A 719-nucleotide genomic window follows, 5' to 3' on the forward strand; every position below is an offset into this window, starting at 1 on the left:
GGGGCTGTACTAGATAACTAGATCTAAATCCCCTTAACTAATTGTTTTAAAATGGAAATTTGAGATTTTATTTCACTGTTGTTAAAACGCCATTCACATTCCTTTAAATATAGCTCAAAATGCTCTTTGGGAATGCCATTAAACTTCCGTAAGTGGCGTTTTGCTTGATTCCAAAAATTCTCAATTCCGTTTATGTGGTTGTGATTTTCAGCAAAATGCGTGCTGTGATTGATGCGAAAATGGCTAAATTCACTGACATCAAGCACATCATAACTACGAAAAGTATCCGTGTACACAATGCTATCAGGCTTAACTTTCTCTCGGATAATTGGCAATAATGTCGCTGATTGCGCATTAGGGACAACGACGGTATAAACCTTGCCATTTCTTTTGAGAAGCCCGAATACTGCGACTTTTCCCACGGCACCGCGACCACGCTTGCCTTTTCGAGTACCGCCGAAATAGCTTTCATCGGCTTCAATCTCGCCTTCAAACATTTCCAAATGGGGGCTTGTTTGATAGATGAGTAAGCGTAATCGATGAAAGTAATAAGCGGCTGTATTTTTGTTTACATTAACCAATTCACTGGCTGTTCTTGCTGTGACACCTGCGACAAACAGTTCAATGAGTTTATTTTGTTTATGCTGACTTAAGCGACTTTTTCTCATTGGTTTATTCTAACCTAAATGGGATTTTTAGTCGTTATCTAGTACAGCCCC

At 39.4% G+C, this 719-nt stretch carries 1 protein-coding gene; it reads right to left on the reverse strand.

Features of this window, described 5'->3' with window-relative positions:
- Positions 1-23 precede the first annotated feature (23 nt).
- Complete coding sequence (locus DV434_RS10605; RefSeq protein ID WP_118786134.1) at positions 24-668, reverse strand: IS1595 family transposase; 645 nt, start codon at positions 666-668, stop codon at positions 24-26.
- Positions 669-719: the final 51 nt, after the last annotated feature.

Source organism: Haemophilus haemolyticus (genome assembly GCF_003493685.1).
GTDB lineage: Bacteria > Pseudomonadota > Gammaproteobacteria > Enterobacterales > Pasteurellaceae > Haemophilus > Haemophilus haemolyticus_O.